Origin of the sequence: Nitrospira moscoviensis, from assembly GCF_001273775.1 — a bacterium.
GTDB classification, from domain to species: domain Bacteria; phylum Nitrospirota; class Nitrospiria; order Nitrospirales; family Nitrospiraceae; genus Nitrospira_D; species Nitrospira_D moscoviensis.
Map to the genome: position 1 here is coordinate 1,768,266 of NZ_CP011801.1, position 14,788 is coordinate 1,783,053.

Sequence of the window (14,788 nt, forward strand, 5' to 3'; positions counted from 1 at the left end):
TAGGAAATAAGAAAGGAGATCCCCATGGTCTATGTGATTCTATGGCTGCTGGGCGTGCCCCTCAGCCTCATCGTGCTGCTCTGGCTGGTGGGCATCGGCACGTAACGGCCGACGCCGCGGGAGCGGAAGGCGCCGGCCTCCGGCGCCTTCCTGGCACCTCCGCCTCGTCCATCTCACCGACCGCGACCGTGTCGTTTTTTCCTCGCGTCCTTGCTCCAGTCCCGTCTCCTTGCTACACTCCCGCGCCACGCGAGTGCGCGTGACGTCACAAGGAGGGGATATTCATGAACAGTCATGTTCGGATGGTCGGCATCCTGGCGATCGGCGCGGTCGTCTTGTGGGGCGCCGCCGGCTGCGCAAATAAAGCGGTCAAGTCGGGCGGGGAGACGGGAACCTCCGCGCCGCGCGAGCAAGCTCCGTACATCGCCGAGAGCGACCTGCCTCCCGGCACCGAGCGGGTGGCGCCGGTCATCGCGGCCGCGAAAGTAGACCCGGCCGAGCGGATGCGGCAGCAGGAAGAAGCGAAGGTGGAGCAAACGGCCACCGCCGCGGCCGGCCTCCGCGACGTGTTTTTCGGCTACGACAGTTGGACGATCAGCGAAGAGGGGCGGCAGGCGCTGGCGCGGGATGCCGAGTGGCTGCGGGCGCATCGGCAAGCGCAGCTCAAAGTCGAGGGCCACTGCGACGAGCGGGGCAGCTCCGGCTATAATTTCATTCTGGCGGAAAAGCGGGCGAAGGCGGTGCGGAATTACCTGCTGGAGCTCGGGATCACCAAAGACCGCGTGACGGTCGTCTCCTACGGCAAAGAGCGGCCGTTCTGCCGCGAGCGCTCCGAATCCTGCTACCAGCAAAACCGCCGCGGCCATCTCGTGGTGAGGCCGTGAGCGACCAAGAAAGCACGAATCAGCCGCGCGGGCAGACCGTCTGGGAATGTCCGGCCTGCGCCCGCCGCTACCTCACGGACCGACCGCCGGAGAAGTGCCCCTTCTGTCTCCGGCCGGTCACACGGTGAAAGCGGTTAGTCTGGTTGTCGGTTTGTTTGGTTTGTCTGGTGCCAGATGAACCAAACAAACCAGATAACCAGACAAACCGGATAGACCGCTCTCCTCGTCCCGCTTCTTCTCACTCCGCCGTTCGGCTTGCGCGCTGGCCGGCCTGTTGGAAGTGATTCGGGAGCAGCATGATGCAGTTCGGGTTGAATCCCTGCGCCTTCAGGGTGTCGATGCTCCCGAGCACCTGCCCGCCCTTGGACAAGTCGATCACCGTGATCGAGCCGTCGCTCATGCCGTCCAGGTTGAGCAGGCTGTTCTGCACGAACAGATACCGCTCGTCGGGAGACAACACCGTATGGTGCGCGCCCGGGGCGGCGGGGATAGCCTTGAGGAACTTCGGCTGTAGCGGGTCGGCGTTGTCGTAGAGGTTCACGAATCCCGGCTTGGCCGTCGTGACGAACAACCGATCCCCCTTGGCGTTGTAGAGCATCTCTAACGGCATCCCCTGCCCGCGCGGGCCGAAATCGTCCACCTGATAGAAGGAAAAGGTCTTGGTCCTCGGGTCCCACACGCCGGCCCACAGGGTCGCCTCCAGCATGTTGGTGATATGCACGACCGGTGGATCGGCATTTGGCGCGAACATGATTTCGACCGGCGCGGATTTCGCCGACGGCTTCGATGAAAGTTTGTGCGTCGAGAGCACCGTGCCCGTGCTGGCCTCCAGCACCGAGACCGTCTCGCCTTGCTCGGACATATCGGGCTTGACCGTGCTGGTGACCAGCACCCGGTCGATGCCGTTGTGAATGGCGATCCCATGCGGATAGAGCACGAAGGCGGCCGGATCTGACGAGCTCAGGGTCTTGAGCGGCGTGTCCCTCACGGCATCACCCATAATGACGGTGCTCGAACCCATGCAGGTGAGGAACCAGGTCCTGTTGTCCTCCGACACGACCAGATCCTCGCCGACCTTGCAGTCCGGCACATCGATGGCGCGCAACCTGTAGGGGAACTTGGTGAGATCGACCGCGTGCAGAATGCTTTTCCCGAGGGCCGTCACGTAGGCCTTCGTGCGATCGCGGTTGAAAAAGATGTGGTGGGCGACGAGATCGGGCGGCAGGGGAATCTCCATCAGAATCTTCCCGAAGTCGGCCGATTGCGGATCGATGTCCATGATGGCGATGCCTTCGCGCCGCACCGGCTGGCCCGGCTTACTCTCATAGTTCAACAGCGCGAGCATCTCCGCGGCGGCAAGCGAAGCGGACGAGAGAACGAAGACCAACGTCAAGGCGAAGAGCCGGCGGGCAGGCATGGGACCCCTCCTTGGTGAGATGGCTATCGGAGAACCGTACTCCTCTTCGCCGGCTTGGGCAACCGGGAGAGGCCTTGGCTTGGCGGTCGAGGCGGCAAGACACCGTAGCGCGCGGGCGCTCAGCGCCCGGCGAAGAGGTGCGGGTAGAGATTGTAGGTGACGCGCAGGCCGTAGGTCGGGCCGAAGTCCTGGCGGTTCAGCTGATCATTCCACGTTTCGAACGAAAAGTTGCGGACACGGAATCCCAGGGACCAGAACCGCTGCTCCAGGGTGGACCCGCGCGCACTGGTGAAGAGCCCCGAATCGATCGTGACGCCGCCTTCCACCTCGAAGAACGGCTCGCCGCCCTCCGGATCGTAGACGCCCCAGCTCAGCGAGGCTTGCCCGAGATAGGACTGGGAGCTGACCGTGCCTTCGGGAAAGGCCGCCGCCGAACGGATGCCGCCGAAGCGGCCCATCGCCGAGAGACGGAAGCCCTTCACCAACTGTCCGAGCCACCAGTCCCCGGCCTCGGACGCCTCGCAGCTCGGTCGGCCGGCGAGCGCGCAACCGATCGGCAGCCGCCGAAAGCCGGCCCGCGCGAACCCTTCGGTATAGAGACTGCCGTGCGAAAAACCGCCGCCGAGGAAGAAGACGCGGGGGACGGACGGCACGGGCAGCCAATAGGTCGCCGAGGCGCTGGCCATGACGTCGAACTCGTCGCGCGTGCGGCCCACCGGCACTTTGGGAATGCCGTAGACGGCGTCATGGACGAATTCGTTTTGCAGATAGCGGGTCGGCTGCTCGCCGGTCGGTCCGGCCCCGATCGTCAGGTTGGTGCTCAATCCGTCCAGGCACCTCCAATGCTGTGTCCAGCTCACCGAGCCGAAGTTGAACCCCATCGTCTCCGAGATGCGGTTGAACTGGTCCCTCTCGCCGTTGAACTGCGTGAAGCGATTGCCGGTGTACCCGATCGAGAGGGTGTTGACCTGATCGGGATAGGCGAGCGCCCCCCAATGGACCGACGGCGCGGGCGGCTCGGCCGCCGCCGGCCCGGCCGGCCAAATCGCCAGCAGCGCCGCGCACATGACGCCCGCCCATCCCGCCGGAATGCGCACTCAGACCTCTCATGGAGAAATATCCTAGGATGATACCCGGCCCCCCGACATCTGACAATGTGAATGTCATTCGTCTCGATCTGAAGGTATAAAGCCGTAAACGGCGCGAGGCGCCGCGGGAGCGGCGCCTCGTGATGCGTCAGGCGTGGCGATCGACGGCCACGATCATCTTCCGCACGTCAATGATCTGGCCGCGTTCGTTCAACTCCACCGTGATGGGAGACCCCACCGGAATGGCGTTGAACCGGGCGATCGCCGTGGTGGAGACCGGTAAGACTTTCTTCCCCTCCGCCGTCCAGAGGCGGATCTCGTTCTTCACCGGCGTGCTCGCCAGCAGATGGCCGTTCAGCACCGTATGCCGGGGCGCCGGCGCGCCCTCCTTGTGCACGTCCACCACGCTGTTGTCCTCGTTGACGAGAATCGTCACGCGGTCGCCCACGCCCAGATCACCGAGTTGCTTCTTGGTGCCGATGATCCGCATGCCCCACGGCGTTTTCGCAAACACCACGTCGGACTGGATCTTGGCGACCATGCCGTTCAACTGCACGTGATCGGCATAGGCGTCGGTCGCGGCCAGCAGCGGCGCGGCGAGCACGGCGCCGATCAGCAGAGCCGCCATCAGGAATTTGTTGTCAGCCATAGGTCTGCACCTCCTTTCGTTCGCGGACGCGTAGATAATCCGGGAGGCTAGGGGGTTCAAGATCTTGACGGAGGGCGAGCCCGAAATTATCTGGTCATTCTTTTGGCCGGAATGCCGGTACTCCTTCCGGCGAACCCACACAGCCGCACATTGCCTGGGACGCAGTTGATTTCTCGCGCTCAACACGGTAAGCCTCCAGGATCTCGGCTTTCAGGTCGAGGAGAGCGTGCGGGAGGTCGGGTTCCTGCGCGCGACCAAGGAGCGCAGCGCGCGGGAGTACGGGCAGGACATCCGGCGGGCGCTCGTGGGTTTGATCACCCCGCTCGCGTTGTTCCGAGCCGGCCCCATCATCCTGCCGGTGGACATCCATCAGAAGATCGCCGCCGCGCTCATTGCCCGTCCGTTGAACCAGGAAGGCACGCGCCACGAAGTGCGCATCACGTTTTATCGGGCCGTCTGGCAGGGCGAAGGGATCGCCAGCGAGAACACGATTCCGCCGGGCAGCCAATATATGGAGATGCTCAAGGACCCGGTCCTGTACCAGCAATTTTTTGCCAAACTATCGAAAGCGGTCTTTCTCGAAGCCTTCACGTTGTAGCACGAGGGATCATGAACGGATGGAAAGGGGCGGGATTGCTGGCGCCGACGGAGGCGCAACTGAAAATCCGCAGCGCCCAGACGCGTTCGTTCGAGATCAAGGACCGGGCCGCGGCCATCCGGGGCGTCATCGCGGCGCTGCAAGACCTTGGGTTCATCATCGAACGGGCCAACGAATCGCTGGGCCTCGTGACCGCCGCGCGCTTCGCCGAGCCGAACTACTACGACGTCGTGAGCGTCACGGTCACCGTCCGGGAAGAAAATCCGGGGCACCTCATGGTCCGGGCCAACGCCATCTACAACAACAAGCCCATCGAGGACCCAAAGATCTACCAGAACTTCTTCGCCACGCTGGAGCGGTCGCTCTTCGTCACGAAGTCGTAAGCCATGCGCCGTCTCAGCCTCAGCCTCAGCCTGAGCCTCCTCTTCCTCCAAGGCTGCCCCACGCCCTACGAGATGCGGCATGAGAACCAGTGGGACGCCCGGGATCAAATCTGGTTATCGGAGCAGAGCCAGGTGAAGCTGCGCGCCGCCCAAAGCCGCGTTTTCGAGACGACCGACCGCCCACGCCTACTGCGGGCGATCATCGATACCATGCAGGATTTGGACTTCAAGGTTGAAGTTTTGGATGAACAGTTGGGAATCGTGTCGGGAAAGAAATTCGTGGAGAACGAAGAGGTCTACGGGATCGATCCGTCCTATCTGCTCTATCAGCCCGACACGCTGCTCTTTTTGACGCGGAACTACCGTTCGTGGGGGCCCTTCCACCACCGGAACAACCTGGTCCGGTTCACCGTTACCGTCCGCCCTCGCGGCGACACCCAACTCGTCGTCCGCGCCAGCGCGCAGTTCTATCTGAGAGCCGTCGAAGATCCGCTCCCGTACCAACGATTCTTCCGCACGCTGGAACAGGCCTTGTTTCTGAAAAGCATAACGGTCGAGGAGGGCTTTTCTTTCCCTTAAGCTTGCTGGTTCAACCAGACCAACCAGATAGACCAGACCAACGGCGCACCAGACAGACCCATACAGGCCCACCTTCGGAAGGATTGCTTTCTTTGCGAGAAATCGGTAAGCCTTTCCGCGATTATTTGCGGCCGGCCGGTTCTCGTTCGGAAGAGGCTTGGGGTATGCCGACTCCCGAAGACAAAGCGCGCGAGAAGATCGACCTGGCATTGGAGTCAGCCGGCTGGAAGGTGCAGGACACGAAGGCGGCAAATCTCAACGCGGGTCGCGGCGTCGCCCTGCGGAACTTTCCTCTTGGCAGTGGGCACGGCTTCGCGGACTATCTCCTCTACATAGACGGCAAGGCTGCCGGAGTGGTGGAAGCCAAGAGAGAAGGCTTTCCACTGGTCGGCGTGGAGGTCCAGGCGGCCAAGTATAGTGAAGGCTTGCCACCCACATTGCCCGCGTATCTCCGGCCGTTGCCGTTCCTGTATCAGAGCACCGGCATCGAAACCCGCTTTACCAACGGATTGGACCCGGAGCCGCGGAGTCGCGGTGTCTTTGCCTTTCATCAACCTGCGACATTGGCCGTGTGGCTCGATCAAGCCGGATTAAATGAACAACCGGCACAACACCTAAAGGCCGCTCTTCGCGAGCCGCCCTATCGAAAGTTGAACACACTGCGAAGCCTCCTTCGCCAACTTCCTCCGCTGAAGACCGAAGGACTTTGGCCGGCGCAAGTCACCGCCATCGCGAACCTCGAAACGTCATTGGCTCAGGATCGGCCGCGTGCGCTGATTCAAATGGCGACCGGCAGCGGCAAGACCTTCACGGCGATCAACTTCATCTATCGCCTCGTCAAATTTGGCGGAGCCAGGCGAGTTCTCTTTCTCGTCGATCGGGGGAACCTGGGCGACCAGACGTTGAAGGAATTTCAGCAGTACGTCTCGCCGTACAATAACTTCAAGTTCACCGAAGAGTTCATCGTCCAGCGGCTCACGAATAATAAATTCGATACCACGGCCCGCGTCTGCATCGGGACGATCCAACGGCTGTATTCCATGCTCAAGGGAAAGGAGTTGGCGGAAGAGGACGAAGAGGCATCGGTCTCCGGCCTGGAACTGCTCTTCAAGAAACCGGACCCCATCGAATACAACCCGGCCATCCCTATCGAAACCTTCGACGTCATTGTGACGGACGAATGCCACCGGTCCATCTACAATCTCTGGGCGCAGGTGCTCGAATACTTCGATGCCTACCTGATCGGCCTCACCGCCACGCCGAACAAGCAGACCTTCGGGTTCTTCAACCAAAACCTGGTCATGGAATACAACCACGAGCAGGCCGTGGCCGACGGCGTGAACGTGAATTACGACGTGTACCGCATCCGCACCGCCATCACGCAGGCCGGCTCGATGGTGGATTCAGGCTTCTATGTGGAAAAGCGCGACCGCGAGAGCCGCGCCACGCGCTGGGAACAGCTCGACGACGACTTCGCCTACGACCCCGATCAACTCGATCGGGACGTAGTGGCCCCGGACCAGATCCGCACCATCATCAAGACATTCAAAGACAAGCTCTTCACCGAGATCTTCCCCGGCCGCACCTGGGTGCCAAAGACACTGATCTTCGCCAAGGACGATTCGCACGCCGAGGACATCGTGAAGATCGTGCGCGAGGAATTCGGCAAGGGGAACGACTTCGCCCAGAAGATCACCTATCGCACCACCGGCGCCGATCCGAAGGAACTCATCAAGGCCTTCCGCGTCTCTCCATTACCCCGCATCGCCGTCACAGTAGACATGATCGCGACCGGCACCGACATCAAGCCGGTCGAGATTGTCCTCTTCATGCGCGCCGTCAAATCCCGGACCTTCTTCGAGCAGATGAAGGGGAGAGGCGTCCGGGTCATCAAGGCCGATGACTTGAAGAGCGTCACGCCCGATGCCCCGAGCAAGGACCACTTCGTCATCGTCGATGCCGTGGGCGTCTGCGAGCAGGACAAGACCGACGCCAGGCCGATGGAAAAGAAGCCGAGAGTCTCGTTCGACAAGCTGCTGCAAGCCGTGGCCTTGGGCAATACCGAAGAAGATGTGCTCACCAGCATCGCAGGCCGGTTGGCCCGCATGGAGCACCGCATCACGAAGCAAGACGACCAGGCCATCGTCCAAGTCAGCGGCGGTCTCACGATTAGAGACTTGGCTCGTCGGATCGTCGAATCGCTTGATCCTGACAAGTATCCCCCCTCGCCCCTTGCGGGAGAGGGCAGGGGTGAGGGGGGTTCCAAACGAGCCCGTCAAGAAGCAGCCAAGCCGTTCCAAGACCCGAAGCTGCGCGAATTGCTCATCGACATCAAGAAGAAGAACGAACTCGTCATCGACCACGTGAGCCAGGATCAAGTCATCGAAGCAGGCTTCAGCGCCGAGGCGTTGGCTCGCGCCAGGACCATCGTGCAGTCGTTCGAACAGTTCATCAAGCAGCACAAGGACGAGATCACCGCACTGCAAGTCCTCTACAGCAAGCCCTACAAACAGCGCCTCACGTTCGAGAACATCAAGGAACTGGCCGACGCCATCGAGAAACCGCCCTATCTCTGGAATGAATCCCAACTCTGGCAAGCCTACGCGGCGCTGGAGAAGTCGAAGGTCAAAGGCGCAAGCGGCAAACGCATCCTGACGGACCTGGTTTCGCTCGTCCGCTTCGCCATCCACCAGGACAACGAGCTGGTGCCGTTTCCCGAGCGGGTCAACGCCAACTTCAATGCCTGGCTCGCTCAGCAACAAAGCATTCCTTCGCCCCTCATGGGAGAGGGCAAGGGTGAGGGGCTGCGGTTCACCCAGGAACAAATCCATTGGCTCGAAATGATCCGCGATCACGTCGCCGCGAACCTCGCCATAGGCCCGGACGATTTCGAGTACGCGCCGTTTGCCCAAGAAGGCGGATTGGGCAAGGCCCATCGATTGTTTCCAGAAGGCCTGCAGCCCATAATAGATGCGCTGAACGTGGCCCTGGTGGCCTAAGGAGAGGACTGAAGCGGGCGCAGGAACCGGCGATGCGCCACGTGTGGGACAGCCAGGCCGACGAGGTTTGGAATGGCGTGTGAGCCTGCGGACATGGAGGAGGATGCACCATGAAGGCTAATGCAAAGAAGATTCTGGAAGAGGCTATGCAGTTGGAGCCTGGCGCCCGTGCCATGATTGCCGAAACTCTCTTGGAGAGCCTCGACTTCGAGGAGGACTTTGAGATTTCGCAGGCGTGGCGGGAGGAGATTCAACGGCGCTGTGATCAGATCGATCGCGGGGAAGTGGAGTTGATCGACTCTGAGACAGTGATGGCTGAACTGCGGAAGAAGCACGCCTGATGCGGGTCCGGTGGCATGGGGAAGCTCGAATCGAGGCGGACGAGGCAGCGAGCTTTTACGGGGCAAGGCAACCGGGTCTTGACCGACGTTTTCTCGACATCCTGGAAGATGCCCTCCAGAGAATCAGCCGTCGCCCCCAGATGTATCCGAAGGTTGAGGGCGCTATCCACAAGTGCAGGCTCCCTCGCTTCCCATATGGGGTCATCTATCGGATGAAATCAGAGACAGTCGAAATCCTCGCGATCATGCACCTGAAGCGAGAGCCAGGGTATTGGAAGGCACGATCGCGATGAGTCGTGTCTCTTTGCCTGAGGATGCCTGCGAACACGTCGCAGGCGAATCTCAGCATCGAGAAGGACGACTTTGAGCTGGCGCCGTTTAGTCGAGAAGGTGGGTTAGGGAAGGTGCATCAGGTCTTTGGGGGTGAGTTGAACAGGATTATTGATGAGTTGAACGGGGTACTGGCTGCATGACGAAAACATTAGAAGATATCTTTGAGCCCGCAATACCCATTGTGCCTGCGGGCTGGGATGTTTTGCCCTTTGAACAAGCTGCAGATGTAGTTTCCGACAAGGGCAAGCGAATTAAACAGGGGTCGTACCTGCCAGCCGGCGCGATTCCAATAATCGATCAAGGACAGGAGCCTATCGGAGGCTACACGAATGATCAGGACTTGGCTTATGAGGGTGGGCTGCCTGTTATTCTTTTTGGCGACCATACGCGATCGGTCAAGTACGTTGATAGGCGGTTTGCTGTTGGAGCCGAAGGTGTAAAGATTCTGAGGCCAAATGACGCCTATGTTCCCAAGTTTTTTTACTACTTGCTTCGCTCGCTACAGATTCCGAGCCGAGGCTATAGCAGGCACTTTCAGTTTTTAAGAAAGTTTCATTTCCCACTTGCTCCATATAACCAACAGACCGCCATCGTCGCGGAGATTGAAAAGCAATTCTCCCGCCTCGACGAAGCCGTCGCCTCGCTCAAGCGCACCAAGGCCAGCCTCAAGCGTTACAAAGCCGCCGTCCTCAAAGCCGCCGTCGAAGGAAAACTGACCGAAGGCTGGCGCAAGCAGCATCCGGATGTCGAATCTGCCAGCAAACTGCTCGAACGTATCCAGGCCGAACGTCGGACTAAGTGGAACGGCAGAGCAAAATATCAAGAGCCAGAGAAACCGGACGCCAGCAGGCTGGCTACTCTTCCGGAGGGATGGGTATGGACCAACATAGATCAACTCGCAGAGGTAGGAACGGGCGCCACGCCGAAGCGAGGCAAGGCGACGTATTACAGTGGTGGCCACATTCCATGGGTGACAAGTTCAGCTTTGAACAAAGAGCATGTAGACAAAGCCGATGAGTTTGTGACTGACACAGCCCTTAGAGAGACAAACCTTAGTCTCTATCCGCCTGGAACGCTCCTTCTTGCGATGTACGGCGAAGGAAGAACACGGGGGAAATGTTCTGTGTTGCGCATTCATGCAACCACCAACCAAGCCATTGCCGCCATCCAGTGTGCTGGCGAGATTCGGGATTACCTCAAGTTAGCAATCTGGAATCAATACGAAGATCTCAGACGGACCGCTTCCGGCGGGGTGCAGCCCAATCTTAACTTGAGCCTCGTACGGGCCATTACGATTCCGGTCCCCCCTCTTTCAGAGCAAGTGCATATTGTTGCTGAAGTCGAGCGCCGCCTGTCCGTCATTGACGAACTCGAAGGCACCGTCGAAGCCAACCTCACCCGCGCTGAACGCTTGAAGCAGAGTGTTCTCGCAAATGCTTTTTCCGGCAAGACTGGGTCATCCAACTTGGTCAGAGAGATTAAGGAATGAAGCTGGCAAGGTTAAGAATTCGAAACTTTCGTTGCTACAAGGATGAGATCGCCTTTGATTTTGATCAGCTGACGGCCTTTATTGGCAGGAATGACGTTGGCAAGTCGACGGTTATGGATGCCCTCGATATATTCCTAAACGATGGTGCGCCTGATAAGAATGATGCAAGCAAGAGCGGCGACGCGAAAGACCTGACAATTATCTGTGAATTCAGTGATCTCCCTACTGCTGCTGTTATTGATGAAGACTTTCCCACGACATTTGAAGCTGAGTACCTACTTAACGCCGAAGGGCGATTAGAGATCCATAAGACATATAGCGGCCATACCGCTACTCCTAAATGCGTTAGCATTGGTGCGTTTGCTATTCATCCAACCGCTGACATAGCTTCGGATTTACTACAGCTAAAGAACCCAGAACTTAAACAGCGAGCGAAGGAACTGAAAATCAGCCTGGACGGGATTGATCTGAAGATAAATGCTCAATTGCGGCAGCGAATTCGGGAAGCAATCGGCGATCTGAAGCTTCAGCCGTCATTTGTTCCTCTGCATGAAGAGAATGCTAAAAAAGCGTGGGAAGGCATAAGGGCACACATGCCGGTATTTGCGCTATTCAAATCAGATAGAGCAAGTACCGACCAAGATCCTGAGGCGCAAGATCCGTTGAAGGCTGCTGTGAAGGAGGCTATCAAGGAGAAAGAGCATGAATTAAATGCCATCGTGACCCACGTTGAGACAGAAGTGAGGAGAATAGCGCAAAAGACTCTGGAAAAGCTAAGGGAAATGGACTCGAGTTTGGCGCAGAAGCTGACTGCCCAGTTTACGGCCCCAAAATGGGAGTCACTGTTCAAGGCAACCATTGCTGGGGACGACGACATTCCCATTAACAAGCGAGGAAGTGGTGTAAAGCGCCTAATTCTTTTAAATTTCTTCCGCGCAAAGGCTGAGATGCAGGGGAGAGAAAGAGACGGTGCCCCCATAATTTACGCCATCGAAGAACCTGAGACGAGCCAACACCCGCACAATCAGCGCATGTTAGTCAGTGCCTTGATGGATTTGGCCACTCAGAACCAAGTTATCATAACGACACACACGCCAATGCTCGCAAGGACGTTGCAGGATAGCTGTCTTCGCTACATTCACCAAAATGCAGACAAAACACGAGAGGTGCGTCGAGGTGGGCAAGATACTAATAAGGTGTTTGCTAATTCGTTAGGGGTTCTTCCAGATAACTCGATCAAGCTTTTTGTTGGAGTCGAAGGAAGACACGACATAACTTTTCTTAAGCACCTGTCGAAGATCCTAAGATCCGCAGGTGTCAATGTCTTAGATCTGGAAGGCATGGAGCTTTCAGGCGAGTTAATCTTTTTCCCGCTGGGTGGATCATCCTTGGCATTGTGGACATCTCGCTTGGAACCGCTAGCGCGACCTGAATTTCACCTATTTGACCGTGATACTCAGCCGCCAGCAGCCGCGCGGTATCAAGCCGAAGCGAGTGCGGTCAACTTACGGGACAGGTGTAAGGCACTCATCACGGCAAAGAAGGAAATGGAAAATTATTTGCATTTTGAAGCGATAAACGAAGCGTACTCTCAGTTCGGTATTGCCTTAGGTCTGACATCTAACTTTGGGGATTTCGATGATGTGCCTGCTTCGGTTGCCCAGAAGGTACATGCACTTAACGGCAGTCAGAAGTTATGGGCCCAGTTGGATGACAACACACGCAAGAGAAAGATCTCCCAGGCGAAGGTCCATCTAAATGACCTTGCAGCCTCCCTTATGACAAAGTCACGTTTAGATCAAATTGATTCTGACGGAGACGTTATGGGTTGGTTTTCAGAAATGAAGAGGTTATCGAGTGTCTAGCAGTGGTATTCAAATCGTCCAAAAACTTTGGAACTACTGCAGCGTTCTGCGTGACGACGGCATGAGCTACGGCGACTACGTCGAGCAGTTGACGTATTTGCTGTTCCTCAAGATGGCGGATGAGCGGACGAAGCCGCCGTATAACCAGCCGAGTCCCATTCCTGACAAATATAGTTGGCCGAGCCTGCTCAAGAAGGACGGTGATGAGCTGTTCGACCACTACCGCCACAGCTTGGAGAGGCTCGGCAACGAGAAGGGTTTGCTCGGACTGATCTTCAACAAGTCGCAGAACAAATTCCAGGACCCCGCCAAGCTGCGCCGCTTGATCGTGGACCTGATCGACAAGGAAGACTGGTCGGCGATGAGCGCCGACGTGAAGGGCGACGCCTACGAAGGGTTGCTCCAAAAGAATGCCGAAGACGTGAAAGGTGGTGCCGGTCAGTACTTCACGCCGCGTCCGTTGATCCAGGCGATGGTGGACTGCGTTGCGCCGAAACCAGGTGACACGATCTGTGACCCCGCCTGCGGAACCGGCGGATTTTTGCTCGCGGCGCACGACTATGTGGTGAAGCACAATCCGAATCTAACCAAGGCCGAAAAGAAGAAGCTCAAGCAGGAAACGTTGAAGGGCTATGAGTTGGTTCAGGGCGTCGTCCGCCTCTGCGCCATGAATCTCTTGCTGCACGGTATCGGCTCACAGGATTTTGAGCCGGTCGAAGCGGCAGACGCCCTGGCTTCAGATCCGAAGGACCGATTCAACGTCGTGCTGACCAATCCGCCGTTCGGCAAGAAGAGCAGCTACACGGTGGTCGGGCAGGAGGGTGAGGTCTCCAAGGAGCGTGAGACTTACGAGCGGGACGACTTCTGGGCGACGACCTCGAACAAGCAGCTCAATTTCGTTCAGCACGTGAAGACGATTTTGACAGTGAACGGCCGCGCTGCTGTCGTGGTGCCGGACAACGTGCTATTCGAGGGCGGAGCTGGCGAAACGGTCCGCCGAAAGCTGCTGCACGACTGCGACGTCCATACGCTGCTCCGCTTGCCGACCGGCCTCTTCTATGCCCAAGGCGTGAAAGCCAACGTTCTGTTCTTCGACAAGAAGCCGGCCAGCGAAACACCCTGGACCAAGAAACTCTGGATCTACGACCTCCGTACCAACCAACACTTCACCCTCAAGACGAATCCGCTCAAGCGCGAGGACCTCAACGAATTCGTGAAATGCTACAACCCGGCCAACCGCCACGACAGGAAAGCCACCTGGTCCGAAAAGAAACCAGACGGCCGCTGGCGCGCCTACCCCTACGATGAGCTAGTCGCTCGCGACAAAGCCAGCCTCGACATCTTCTGGCTCAAAGACGAATCCCTCGAAGCCTCCGACAACTTGCCCGATCCAGACGTGATCGCGCAGGAGATCGTCGACGACCTCGAAGCGGCGCTGGAACAGTTCAGACTGATAGCGAACGATCTCGGGCCGGCAGCTACAAACCAAGCGGAATAGGCAAAGCCGTTAGCCTATCTGTCGGATCTAGAAAGACTGTATGGCTGAATTTATCACGGCACTGTTTACTCACAGCGCAAACTTCATTTCGTGGATATGGGACTCAATCGGCGATCTCAATGATTTCGTACAAATTGTAGCGATCATCGTCACTGGCATTTGGGGGTATATTTTATTCATTCGTCAAAGACAGAGATATCCGCGAGCAAACCTAGCGCATCATATTACGCACACGCGTCTTGATGATGGAACGATCGTACTCCATGTTGATGTCACGCTGACGAACGCAGGCCAAGTGCTTTTAAAAATCGTCAAAGGACAGTTGCGGATTCAATATGTGAAGCCAGCTGGAAGAGATGTCCTCAAAGACGATCCAGGTCCCTTTCCCAGCAACAACGAACGAGAATTTCGGTGGCCATCAGACGAATGGGAAGAGACCCTCGGGGCATGCGAGGTCGAGCCCGGTGAGAACAACCAGTTTCATTACGACGTCAGATTGAAACAGGCCGTGGAGGTTGTGAAAGTCTATAGCTACTACAAAAATGAGGTGAAGAAAGGCAGGGACATCGGCTGGAACCTCACGACGCTCTACGACCTCAACGCTGCGCAGCAACAAAGGGAGAAATCACTTATCCAGGAGGTGAATCCATGAAGCTCAACGGACC

At 57.9% G+C, this 14,788-nt stretch carries 15 protein-coding genes; 12 read left to right on the forward strand and 3 right to left on the reverse strand.

Annotated features, from left to right (window positions below):
• Positions 1 to 284 precede the first annotated feature (284 nt).
• Entirely contained in the window at positions 285 to 884 is a 600-nt protein-coding gene (locus tag NITMOv2_RS08640; RefSeq protein ID WP_083447878.1) for an OmpA family protein, read from the forward strand.
• Positions 885 to 1,122: 238 nt separating this feature from the next.
• On the opposite strand, the gene NITMOv2_RS08645 is transcribed toward NITMOv2_RS08640, so the two are convergent.
• The 3 genes from NITMOv2_RS08645 to NITMOv2_RS08655 all read right to left on the reverse strand — a co-directional run bounded on the left by NITMOv2_RS08645 (position 1,123) and on the right by NITMOv2_RS08655 (position 4,038).
• Entirely contained in the window at positions 1,123 to 2,301 is a 1,179-nt protein-coding gene (locus tag NITMOv2_RS08645; protein ID WP_053379486.1) for a YncE family protein, read from the reverse strand.
• Positions 2,302 to 2,420: 119 nt separating this feature from the next.
• Complete coding sequence (locus tag NITMOv2_RS08650; RefSeq protein WP_053379487.1) at positions 2,421 to 3,398, reverse strand: hypothetical protein; 978 nt, start codon at positions 3,396 to 3,398, stop codon at positions 2,421 to 2,423.
• A 139-nt stretch (positions 3,399 to 3,537) separates the two neighbouring features.
• Positions 3,538 to 4,038, reverse strand: coding sequence for a hypothetical protein (locus NITMOv2_RS08655; RefSeq protein ID WP_053379488.1), 501 nt, complete (start codon positions 4,036 to 4,038; stop codon positions 3,538 to 3,540).
• Positions 4,039 to 4,264: 226 nt separating this feature from the next.
• Here NITMOv2_RS08655 and NITMOv2_RS08660 point away from each other — a divergent pair, with 226 nt between their 5' ends.
• From NITMOv2_RS08660 to NITMOv2_RS08705, 11 genes are all read left to right on the forward strand, one after another.
• A complete protein-coding gene (locus NITMOv2_RS08660; protein WP_053379489.1) occupies positions 4,265 to 4,636 on the forward strand; it encodes a hypothetical protein in 372 nt (123 codons plus the stop codon).
• An 11-nt stretch (positions 4,637 to 4,647) separates the two neighbouring features.
• Complete coding sequence (locus tag NITMOv2_RS08665; protein ID WP_187299411.1) at positions 4,648 to 5,019, forward strand: hypothetical protein; 372 nt, start codon at positions 4,648 to 4,650, stop codon at positions 5,017 to 5,019.
• A gap of 3 nt (positions 5,020 to 5,022) precedes the next feature.
• Positions 5,023 to 5,598, forward strand: a complete 576-nt coding sequence (locus NITMOv2_RS08670; RefSeq protein ID WP_053379490.1) for a hypothetical protein — start codon at positions 5,023 to 5,025, stop codon at positions 5,596 to 5,598.
• 164 nt (positions 5,599 to 5,762) lie between these two features.
• Positions 5,763 to 8,597, forward strand: a complete 2,835-nt coding sequence (locus tag NITMOv2_RS08675) for a type I restriction endonuclease subunit R (RefSeq protein ID WP_053379491.1) — start codon at positions 5,763 to 5,765, stop codon at positions 8,595 to 8,597.
• Positions 8,598 to 8,707: 110 nt separating this feature from the next.
• Positions 8,708 to 8,938 (forward strand): addiction module protein, encoded by a 231-nt coding sequence (locus tag NITMOv2_RS08680; RefSeq protein WP_053379492.1) that lies wholly within the window; start codon positions 8,708 to 8,710, stop codon positions 8,936 to 8,938.
• Positions 8,938 to 9,231 (forward strand): type II toxin-antitoxin system RelE/ParE family toxin, encoded by a 294-nt coding sequence (locus NITMOv2_RS24980; protein WP_053379493.1) that lies wholly within the window; start codon positions 8,938 to 8,940, stop codon positions 9,229 to 9,231. Before NITMOv2_RS08680 ends, NITMOv2_RS24980 begins: the two co-directional genes overlap by 1 nt.
• A gap of 21 nt (positions 9,232 to 9,252) precedes the next feature.
• Entirely contained in the window at positions 9,253 to 9,411 is a 159-nt protein-coding gene (locus tag NITMOv2_RS24985) for a type I restriction-modification enzyme R subunit C-terminal domain-containing protein (RefSeq protein ID WP_083447879.1), read from the forward strand.
• The gene (locus NITMOv2_RS08690; protein WP_053379494.1) at positions 9,408 to 10,760 is read left to right on the forward strand and encodes a restriction endonuclease subunit S; all 1,353 of its coding nucleotides are present in this window, start codon (positions 9,408 to 9,410) and stop codon (positions 10,758 to 10,760) included. The genes NITMOv2_RS24985 and NITMOv2_RS08690 overlap by 4 nt, the downstream gene beginning before the upstream one ends.
• Positions 10,757 to 12,625 (forward strand): ATP-binding protein, encoded by a 1,869-nt coding sequence (locus NITMOv2_RS08695; protein ID WP_053379495.1) that lies wholly within the window; start codon positions 10,757 to 10,759, stop codon positions 12,623 to 12,625. Before NITMOv2_RS08690 ends, NITMOv2_RS08695 begins: the two co-directional genes overlap by 4 nt.
• A complete protein-coding gene (locus NITMOv2_RS08700) occupies positions 12,618 to 14,123 on the forward strand; it encodes a type I restriction-modification system subunit M (protein ID WP_053379496.1) in 1,506 nt (501 codons plus the stop codon). Before NITMOv2_RS08695 ends, NITMOv2_RS08700 begins: the two co-directional genes overlap by 8 nt.
• A 40-nt stretch (positions 14,124 to 14,163) precedes the next feature.
• A complete protein-coding gene (locus tag NITMOv2_RS08705; protein WP_053379497.1) occupies positions 14,164 to 14,775 on the forward strand; it encodes a hypothetical protein in 612 nt (203 codons plus the stop codon).
• Positions 14,776 to 14,788: the final 13 nt, after the last annotated feature.

What these genes read in the sequence shown, in the direction of transcription:
- NITMOv2_RS08695 (WP_053379495.1), top strand. Translation starts at nt 10,757, where the DNA reads ATGAAGCTGGCAAGGTTAAGAATTCGAAACTTTCGTTGCTACAAGGAT.
- NITMOv2_RS24980 (WP_053379493.1), top strand. Translation starts at nt 8,938, where the DNA reads ATGCGGGTCCGGTGGCATGGGGAAGCTCGAATCGAGGCGGACGAGGCA.
- NITMOv2_RS08640 (WP_083447878.1), top strand. Translation starts at nt 285, where the DNA reads ATGAACAGTCATGTTCGGATGGTCGGCATCCTGGCGATCGGCGCGGTC.
- NITMOv2_RS08670 (WP_053379490.1), top strand. Translation starts at nt 5,023, where the DNA reads ATGCGCCGTCTCAGCCTCAGCCTCAGCCTGAGCCTCCTCTTCCTCCAA.
- NITMOv2_RS08690 (WP_053379494.1), top strand. Translation starts at nt 9,408, where the DNA reads ATGACGAAAACATTAGAAGATATCTTTGAGCCCGCAATACCCATTGTG.
- NITMOv2_RS08680 (WP_053379492.1), top strand. Translation starts at nt 8,708, where the DNA reads ATGAAGGCTAATGCAAAGAAGATTCTGGAAGAGGCTATGCAGTTGGAG.
- NITMOv2_RS24985 (WP_083447879.1), top strand. Translation starts at nt 9,253, where the DNA reads ATGCCTGCGAACACGTCGCAGGCGAATCTCAGCATCGAGAAGGACGAC.
- NITMOv2_RS08645 (WP_053379486.1), bottom strand. Translation starts at nt 2,301, where the DNA reads ATGCCTGCCCGCCGGCTCTTCGCCTTGACGTTGGTCTTCGTTCTCTCG.
- NITMOv2_RS08655 (WP_053379488.1), bottom strand. Translation starts at nt 4,038, where the DNA reads ATGGCTGACAACAAATTCCTGATGGCGGCTCTGCTGATCGGCGCCGTG.
- NITMOv2_RS08705 (WP_053379497.1), top strand. Translation starts at nt 14,164, where the DNA reads ATGGCTGAATTTATCACGGCACTGTTTACTCACAGCGCAAACTTCATT.
- NITMOv2_RS08675 (WP_053379491.1), top strand. Translation starts at nt 5,763, where the DNA reads ATGCCGACTCCCGAAGACAAAGCGCGCGAGAAGATCGACCTGGCATTG.
- NITMOv2_RS08665 (WP_187299411.1), top strand. Translation starts at nt 4,648, where the DNA reads ATGAACGGATGGAAAGGGGCGGGATTGCTGGCGCCGACGGAGGCGCAA.